Genomic DNA, 9,393 nt, shown 5'->3' on the forward strand with positions numbered 1-9,393 from the left:
CAGGAATGCAAAACCAGCTTGTTGTGAAACGTCTGGGTCGGCAAGATTACGAACCTATTTGGAAAGCAATGCACGAGTTCACAGATAACCGAACTGAGGAAACCTGTGATCAAGTATGGCTAGTCGAGCACAACCCTGTGTTTACACAAGGGCAAGCAGGTAAAGATGAGCATTTAATCAATACGGGTAATATCCCTGTCGTACAAAGCGATAGAGGTGGTCAAGTAACCTATCACGGTCCCGGTCAATTGGTGGCTTACTTCCTGATAAATCTACGTCGTAAAAAACTCGGTGTCCGAGATCTCGTGACTCATATTGAGAATCTCGTGATCAACACCTTAAAAAAATACAATATAGAGTCGGCGGCACGACCAGATGCACCAGGTGTCTATGTTGATGGTAAAAAGATCTGTTCTTTAGGGCTGAGGATCCGTAAAGGGTGCTCATTCCATGGATTAGCATTAAATGTAAATATGGACTTATCGCCATTCTTGCGTATAAATCCATGTGGCTATGCTGGTATGGAGATGGTTCAAATGAGCCAGCTTGGTGGGCCGGATGATCTTACCCAAGTTGAAGCGGCATTAGTCGATGAACTTGTAACTTTGCTTGGTTATGAGCAAGTTGAATTCAGCACAGAAACCTCTCCTACGCGATGAGAAGCAAAGAGAAGTATAGATAGCATGAGTAAACCAATCCAAATGGAAAAAGGCGTTAAATACCGCGACGCTGACAAGATGGCATTGATCCCTGTAAAGAACATGCCAACTGAGCAAAAAGAAGTTCTGCGTAAGCCAGACTGGATGAAAATCAAATTGCCTGCTGACAGCCAGCGTATTCAAGATATCAAATCTGCAATGCGTAAAAATAACCTCCACTCAGTGTGTGAGGAAGCCTCCTGTCCGAACCTAGCAGAATGTTTCAACCATGGTACAGCGACCTTTATGATTCTTGGCGCTATCTGTACTCGTCGCTGTCCTTTCTGTGATGTCGCTCATGGCCGACCTGTTGCTCCAGAAGCGAATGAACCGCAAAAGCTTGCACAAACTATTTCAGATATGAAGCTGAAATATGTCGTAATTACATCCGTAGACCGCGACGATCTTAGAGACGGTGGTGCTAAGCACTTCGCTGACTGTAACCGAGAGATCCGAGCGAAAAACCCAAACATCCGTATTGAGACATTGGTTCCGGATTTCCGTGGAAGAATGGATGTGGCGCTGGAATTGATGAAAGACAACCCACCCGATGTCTTCAATCACAACTTAGAAACCGCACCGCGTCTCTACCGTAAAGCACGTCCGGGGGCAAACTATAAGTGGTCATTACAGCTTCTCAAGAAATTTAAACAACAGCACCCAGATATCCCAACGAAATCTGGACTAATGATGGGCTTAGGCGAAACAAAAGAAGAAATTATTGAGGTTCTAAAAGACCTTCGCGAGCATGGTGTGACGATGCTGACTCTGGGCCAATATTTAGCACCAAGTCGTCATCATCTACCCGTTGAACGTTACGTTCCTCCATCAGAATTTGATGAGCTAAAAGAAATTGCTTTAGAACTGGGCTTTACTCACGCTGCATGTGGTCCATTTGTTCGTTCTTCATACCACGCAGATCTGCAGGCTCAGGGCGTTGAAATTAGCTAATTATCATTTAAGTTAATAATCAGGGTTGACAAAATAAGTCAGCCCTTTTTCGTTTCGTTTCTTGAATGAGACACAACTCTTCTATAGGCTAAGCCCTAACAACACTATAAAAGTACATCTCCAAGGAATTATTATGAAAAGACTAGGTTTTGTTGCTGTTGCCCTCGCTGCATTAACAGCAGGCTGCGCTTCTAACACACAGCAGGACAATTTCCGTGAGGCTTCTTTTGAGCTGTGTAATACAGACGTTGAGCTTTACTCTGTGAGTGACGATGGTCGCGTGCGTATTGTGTGTGCAGATGGCTCTAAATTCGCGCTAAACAGTGAAAAGACACTCGAAACTATGCGTGACATCAACATTGATTACTGTGATGGTGAAGGTCTAGGTAAGTTCAGCGAAAGCCGCAAGTACTACTCTTTTAAATGTAAGTCCGGCACGCTGTTGAGTATTTCAAAATAACTTAAATCTAAAAGTAAAAAGATTGATGTCATATCAATCTTTTTTTCTTTTCATCTGTGGACCAAATCATAACTTAAACGTTCTTTGCAGCAACACCTTACCCATCTCCACATAACTGTCCCTTAAGTGATAATCCACTAAAGTCACACTATATTTATGCAACTGCCTAGAGCATCGTTCTATGAGACTGAGTCTCCATCTTCAGGTCCAATCAAACTCGCTGGTTGTCATCATTTTCGGTAATCGGCCAGCCTTGTAGGCTCTCTCTTGCCTGACCATGCCGATAAAAAGACACAATATTGTTGCGGTTACTAAGAGAAACTGAAGACAAGCATTAAGGTTGACGCTCAAGCCCCCCTTCATTGACATCAATAAAATGATGATTGGGTATTTAGTCGTTAGTAAATTAACCGTTATGAGGTGGGAACATTAAGAGCTTGTCGATTTACCCGTTATCGCACATAAAAAAACCTCCAGAAGGAGGTTTTGAAACATGCTGGTATTGAAACCAACAGCGGAACATTTAGGGTTCCATACTAAATGCTAGTTAAGCGTAAACAGGCAGGCGCTTACAAATCTCTAGAACCTTGGCTTTAGTTGCTGAGATAACATCCTCATTTCCGATGTTATCTAGCACGTCACACATCCAGTTCGCTAGCTCTTTTGCATCTTCTTCAGTGAAACCACGACGAGTGATGGCTGGAGAGCCTACACGGATACCAGAAGTCACAAACGGGCTACGTGGATCGTTTGGCACTGAGTTCTTGTTTACCGTGATGTTTGCTGCACCTAGTGCTGCATCTGCATCTTTACCTGTGATGTCTTTGTCGATAAGGTCAACTAGGAACAGGTGGTTCTCTGTACCGTTAGACACAATCTTGTAACCACGTTCTTGGAACTGAGCAACCATCGCTTTTGCATTTTTCACTACGCGGGCTTGGTAAGCTTTAAATTCTGGCTCCATGGCTTCTTTGAACGCGACGGCTTTGCCCGCGATAACATGCATCAGAGGACCACCCTGGCCACCAGGGAATACCGCTGAGTTCAACTTTTTGTACATATCTTCACCAGCGTTAGACAAAATCAGGCCGCCACGTGGACCTGCTAGTGTCTTGTGCGTTGTTGTTGTCACAACGTGCGCGTGTGGAACTGGTGTTGGGTATTCGCCTGCTGCGATTAGACCAGCAACGTGCGCCATGTCTACGAATAGGTACGCGCCGGCTTTGTCTGCAATTTCACGCATTCGAGCCCAGTCAACGATTTGAGAGTAAGCCGAGAAGCCGCCGATGATCATCTTAGGCTTGTGCTCTAGAGCAAGCTGTTCCATTTCATCGTAGTTAATTTGACCCGCTTCGTCGATACCGTAAGGAATCACGTTGTAGTGCTTGCCTGAGAAGTTAACTGGTGAACCGTGAGTCAGGTGACCACCGTGTGCCAGGCTCATACCTAGAACGGTATCGCCTGGGTTTAGTAGTGCCATGTAAACCGCACTGTTTGCCTGAGAGCCTGAGTGTGGCTGAACGTTCGCGTACTCACAGCCGAATAGCTGACATGCACGATCAATTGCCAAAGCTTCCGCTTTATCAACGTACTCACAGCCACCGTAGTAACGCTTGCCAGGGTAGCCTTCAGCGTATTTGTTTGTTAGCTGAGAACCTTGAGCTTCCATTACACGTGGGCTCGTGTAGTTCTCAGAAGCGATTAGTTCAATGTGTTCTTCCTGGCGAAGAGTTTCTTCTTGGATTGCTGCGAACAGTTCCGCATCGTAATCTTCGATGTTCATATCACGCTTTAGCATCTGTATCTCCTGACTCAGATTTAAACTGAAATTTGCAAAAAACCAACCAATGACCCTATTAATCTACGTAAATTGAATAACGCAAACGTTTGCATCACGTTAATAGCGCGCATTCTACATAATTTGATCTTGGCCATAAAGAGAAAGTTTTACTTTTTCTCATGCAGATTCTTCATGTGGTTCTACAAGGATTGTCATATTGTCACCTTTCTAAACCGTATAAATATGAAAAGTGTCAATTTTTCCCTTTACACCCCGTAAAACGATAATTACATAGGTTTACCTTAAATTTGCTTATCAAGCTACCGAAAACCTCATTTTTTAAATAGTATGCGCGCCATTATCTACTATAAAAGTTTCAAACTGATGGAAAAACACTCACGTAAAGAAGATTGGATTGCTATTTTAACTGGTACATTTCTGGTCGCTCAGGGCGTTTTCTTCCTCCAATCGGCAAATCTGTTAACCGGAGGCACCACAGGCTTGGCCCTGCTTATGAGCCAGTTTGTGTCACTTTCCTTTGGTACGCTTTACTTTTTGGCCAATAGTCCTTTTTATTTACTCGCGTGGAAGCGTTTTGGTTCAAGGTTTGCTTTCAACAGTGCTATTTCTGGTGCATTGGTGTCTGTCTTTGCTGACCACCTATCTCTAGTCGTAAGCCTTGAAACGGTCAACGTTGTGTATTGCGCGGTTGCGGGCGGGTTACTGATGGGCTTGGGTATGCTTATCCTGTTCCGTCATCGCTCAAGTCTCGGCGGTTTCAACGTACTTTGCCTGTTTATTCAGGATAAGTTCGGTATCTCAGTGGGCAAGTCTCAGCTAGCCATCGATTGTTGCATCTTGTTCGCATCATTCTTCTTTGTCTCTCCTGAAATCATCGGGTTATCTATTCTGGGCGCTATCCTACTCAATGTCGTGTTAGCCATGAATCACAAGCCAACCCGTTATTCCGTCAATTATGGTTGAGAACCACGAAATAAAAAAAGCCCGCGAAAGTTGCGGGCTTTTGACGTTATTGGTCTCAGCTATCAGTGTGAGGTTCTGGCCTTCACATCGTGGCTTAGCTCTTTGTTCAATTCAGCTTCCACATGTCCCGGTGATTGCGTACTTGCTGAAATCAGTCGATACATCGCAGGGATAACAAACAAAGTCACTAGGGTTGCGAAGCCCATACCGAAGAAGATCACCGTACCTACCGCTACTCGACTTTCATAACCTGCACCTGTCGATAGGATCAGTGGAATGGCTCCGGCAAGTGTCGTAAACGCTGTCATCATAATTGGGCGCAGGCGACGTGCCGCTGCATCAACAATTGCTTTCTCGAACTCGAAACCGCGATCACGAAGCTGATTCGCAAACTCCACAATCAGGATGCCATTCTTGGTCACCATACCAATCAACATGATCATGCCTATCTGACTGTAAATATTCAGGCCCTGACTCATAAAGAACAGCCCCAAGAAGCCGCCGAATACCCCCATAGGAACAGTAAACATCACTACCAGTGGGTTTATGAAACTTTCAAACTGAGCTGCCAAGACCAGATACGCGACCAACAGTGCTAAGCCAAACACCACCAGAATACTGGATTGGTTCTCTTTATAATCTTTCGATTCGCCGGAGTAGCTGACTGAGATATCACCCGGCAGAATGCCCACCGCTTGTTGATCTAGGAAGTCCAGTGCCTGACCTAAAGTGTACCCTTCAGACAAGTTAGCCGTAACGGTAATCGATTTCTGCTTGTTGTAGTGGGACAAACGAATCGACGAAGCCACTTCTTCAATCTTAGTAACCGCATCCAGTGTCACCAACTCGCCAGAACTGGTTCGCAGATAAATCTGGCTCAAATCCGCCGCATTATTGAAGCTGTTCTCATCACCACGAAGATAAACATCATACTCTTCGCCGCGTTCAACAAAAGTCGTTTCACTCTTACCGCCAAGCATGATTTCTAAGGTCTCAGAAATATCTGACACACTGATACCCAACTCCGCCGCACGCTGCTTATCAACGGTGACCACCAACTCAGGAGTTCGCTCGGAATAGTTAATGTCCGCCCCTTCCATGATCGGCGACTCTTCAGCTAACTGCTCAAGCTTTTCAGCCCACTGTTTTAGTTCTGGGTAATCAGAACCTCCTAATACGAACTGTACTGGCTCACTAGAACCACCTCTGAAGCCTGGCATAAATGGGAAGACACGAACATCAGGAATACCCACCAGCGCCTTTCTCACCTCTCCTAGCGCCTGTTGAGCCGTTACATCACGATCATTCCAGTCATCCAGTATCATGATGACAAAACCTGTCTGGTCTCCTGCGTTACCACCAAAGGCGGGCGATTGAATACTAAAAGACTTAAGGAAACCTTCGCCTAGTAGCGGCAACAAGCGCTCTTCGACGATATCCATGTTCGCTGCCATGCGGTTGTAACTCGTAGCATCAGCACCACGAACAAAGGCAAAGATCACCCCGCGGTCTTCCGATGGTGTCAGCTGAGAAGGCACTTGCTTCATCAAAACCCAGCTTCCGCCGATACAGGTCAGAATGATGAGAGGCGCCGCCCACTTCCATTTCAAGGCCCCACGCAACACTTTACGGTAACCACTTTCCAAACGACCAAACATACGATCGATGAACTGGTTAAAACGATTTGGTTTCACATTGGCCTTTAACAACTGACTGCCTAAAACTGGCGTCAGAGTTAGTGCAATCAGTGATGAAAACATCACCGACATCGCCAGCAATACTGAAAACTCAGTAAACAGCAAGCCGACCATACCATCCATAAAGGAGATGGGCAGGAACACCATGACCAATACCAGAGTTGTCGCCACAACGGCAAAACCGACCTCACGAGTTCCTTTGTATGCTGCCAACAGCGGTTTTTCTCCACGCTCGATATGGTGGAAAATGTTCTCCACTACTACGATGGCGTCATCGACCACCAATCCAATCGACAATATCAGCGCCATCAAAGTGATTAAGTTGATCGAAAAGCCGAAATAGTAGGCAGCCATGAAGGAAGATATCAACGAAACAGGTACCGTTACTGCTGGGATCAGCGTGGCTCTAGCCTGACCAATGAATATGTACAGTACGAGAATAACTAGACCACCAGTAATAAACAGAGTGCTATATACTTCCGCTATCGAACGCTCAATAAAAACGGTTGAATCATAGTCGATGGCAAGACGCGTTCCTGATGGAAGAAATTGTTGGATTTTTTCCACTTCATCATGCACTAAGTCAGCGACTTCAAGCGGGTTTGCGTCTGATTGAGGTACAATACCCATGCTGACATTAACCACACCATCGCTCTTAAAGGTTGAATTTTCATTCTCCGCGCCGATGTAGACATCAGCGACATCTTTCAGGTAAATAGGAGTATTGTCACTCGCCCGTTTAACCACCAAATATTCAAAATCCTCAGCCACATTGTAGCTACGAGCAGTCCGAACCGACATGACGATCTGATCGTTACGCACTTCACCGCCAGGACTTTCAATATTCTCATTATTGAGTGCCGCAGTAATGTCAGAAGTTGTGACTCCACGTCCGGCCATCTGAGCAGGTTTCAGCTTAACGTACATGACTTTGTACAAGCCGCCTGACACATCCACTGAGCTTACACCGGAAATCAAGCTGAATCTGTCGAGCAATACTCGGTCGACGTAGTCTGTCAGTTGGGTTCGATCCATCTCGGAAGAACTTAAATTAATGTAGACGGAGGCTTCACCCGACCCATTGTTCTTATAAACAATCGGATCATCCGCCTCATCAGGCAAGGAACGCTGTGCACGTGCAACCGCATCCCGAACATCACTCACGCCAGTATTGAGATCATAGCCGAGTTCAAACGTTATAGTGATTCGTGAGCTGCCATTCCGCGTAGTCGATTCAATTTCATCAATGCCGCTGATACCAGAAAGCTGATCTTCCAGTACAGAAGTAATTTGGCTTTCAATAATGGTCGCTGAAGCGCCTTCATATCGAGTACTGATTGATACAACCGGACTTTCAATATCCGGCATTTCACGTACCGCCAGTTTACTGAAAGAGACAATACCAAATACACACAGCAGCAAGCTGAGAACGACCGCAGCAACGGGACGTTTGACAGAAGCATCAGATAACCACATTAGCTGTTACCTTCTTGCTCATTACTTAGTGGTTTGCCATCTTCACCCAATTCGCTCACAGCGACACCATCGCGCATGTTCACAATGCCTTGAACGACGATTTTCTGGCCGATATCGAGGCCTTTTTCAATCACGACTTGGTTGCCGATTCGAGCACCTAAGAAGACTTCAGTGCGAACCGCTTTGTTGTCATCACCTACCACATAGACATAACGTTTGGTGCCAGAATATTCGAGAGCTTGAACAGGAATAATCGGCGCTTCCATTGGAGGAAAATCCATATCTGCAGTCACTAACATGCCCGGTTTCAAGCTTTGTTTTGGATTGTCAAAATGGATACGGACCCTTAAGTTAAGAGTTTCTTCATTGATTCGTGAATCGATACCAACAACTTCGCCATTGAAGACAGTATCACTCCATGCTGCCGTCGTTGCTGTGACTTTCATACCTTTAGAAATTTGAGACAGATAACGTTCAGGTACCTGCAAATCGAGTTGCATCAAGGACAAATCATCGAGTGCCACAAGCTCATCGCCAGCACTCACCAACTTACCTGGGCTGAAATCAATAAAGCCGACAGTACCAGAGAAAGGCGCTCTAATATTCAAATCATTGAGGTTGGCATTGGCGGCATCAAGGCGAGCCTGAGCTATTTCGACGCTAGCCTTCTGCGCATCGATCTCGGTTTGGGTAATCGCGTTACGTTTCACCAAACGTTCAAACTCTTTGAGTTTACGCTCTTCGTCTTTCAGGTAGGCTTTTGCTTCAGCTACACTGGCTTTGGCTTTGTCATCATTAAGCTGAACGAGCAGCTGATCTTTTTTGACCTCTTGATTCGCCTTAAAAGCAATAACATCCACGCGACCTGTAACTTCAGAGGAAATAACCACAGATTGCTCAGCTTCAATTTTTCCAACTAACGACAAAGACTGAGAAACCTGATGGATTTGGACCTGTTCAGTCACAACGGTAACCGTCTGCGGACCTTGCCGTTTAGCTTGCACTGCAGGTGCTACGGCTAGAATAGACAACGACAAAATACTCAGAATAATTTTATTTTTCATGTTTAAATTCTGCCTCAAAAAACTTCGCTCATTATACTCGTTAAACCGCGCTGAAAACGTCAAGTAATGTAAAGAGAGAGCAATAAACTGTAAGTTTAGACATTGATTAGATGAGCTTTTAGGTTGATTACTGGCATCTTTGCCCAAAAAGCCAGCATTCAATTCAAAATCATAAGAAAAGGCTTTACAGGTTTAGCGAGTTTGCTATGATGCGCTCCGCACTTGAGTGATGTGTTGGGAAATCATTTCTTAAGTATAAAAACACCCTGGAGGGGTTCCCGAG

At 45.2% G+C, this 9,393-nt stretch carries 7 protein-coding genes; 4 read left to right on the forward strand and 3 right to left on the reverse strand.

The window, feature by feature from the left end; all coding sequences use genetic code 11:
* Window positions 1–5 precede the first annotated feature (5 nt).
* From lipB to TW84_RS05540, 3 genes are all read left to right on the forward strand, one after another.
* Window positions 6–659 carry a lipoyl(octanoyl) transferase LipB gene (gene lipB / locus TW84_RS05530; RefSeq protein WP_045974677.1) on the forward strand — a complete coding sequence of 218 codons (654 nt, stop codon included), beginning with the start codon at window positions 6–8 and terminating at the stop codon, window positions 657–659.
* A 24-nt stretch (window positions 660–683) separates the two neighbouring features.
* The gene (gene lipA, locus TW84_RS05535; protein WP_045974678.1) at window positions 684–1,649 is read left to right on the forward strand and encodes a lipoyl synthase; all 966 of its coding nucleotides are present in this window, start codon (window positions 684–686) and stop codon (window positions 1,647–1,649) included.
* 133 nt (window positions 1,650–1,782) lie between these two features.
* A complete protein-coding gene (locus TW84_RS05540; RefSeq protein WP_045974679.1) occupies window positions 1,783–2,109 on the forward strand; it encodes a hypothetical protein in 327 nt (108 codons plus the stop codon).
* Window positions 2,110–2,656: 547 nt separating this feature from the next.
* Here TW84_RS05540 and glyA read toward each other — a convergent pair.
* On the reverse strand, window positions 2,657–3,907 hold the full coding sequence (gene glyA / locus TW84_RS05545) for a serine hydroxymethyltransferase (RefSeq protein WP_045974680.1): 1,251 nt from the start codon (window positions 3,905–3,907) through the stop codon (window positions 2,657–2,659).
* A gap of 366 nt (window positions 3,908–4,273) precedes the next feature.
* Between glyA and TW84_RS05550 the strand changes: the two genes are divergently transcribed.
* A complete protein-coding gene (locus tag TW84_RS05550) occupies window positions 4,274–4,873 on the forward strand; it encodes a YitT family protein (protein ID WP_045974684.1) in 600 nt (199 codons plus the stop codon).
* 62 nt (window positions 4,874–4,935) lie between these two features.
* Here TW84_RS05550 and vexH read toward each other — a convergent pair whose 3' ends face one another.
* Together vexH and TW84_RS05560 are read right to left on the reverse strand one after the other, a co-directional pair.
* Window positions 4,936–8,046, reverse strand: a complete 3,111-nt coding sequence (gene vexH, locus TW84_RS05555) for a vibriobactin export RND transporter permease subunit VexH (RefSeq protein WP_045974681.1) — start codon at window positions 8,044–8,046, stop codon at window positions 4,936–4,938.
* Window positions 8,046–9,110, reverse strand: coding sequence for an efflux RND transporter periplasmic adaptor subunit (locus TW84_RS05560; protein WP_045974685.1), 1,065 nt, complete (start codon window positions 9,108–9,110; stop codon window positions 8,046–8,048). Before TW84_RS05560 ends, vexH begins: the two co-directional genes overlap by 1 nt.
* Window positions 9,111–9,393 lie beyond the last annotated feature (283 nt).

This window comes from Vibrio neptunius (genome assembly GCF_000967495.1).
GTDB lineage: Bacteria > Pseudomonadota > Gammaproteobacteria > Enterobacterales > Vibrionaceae > Vibrio > Vibrio neptunius.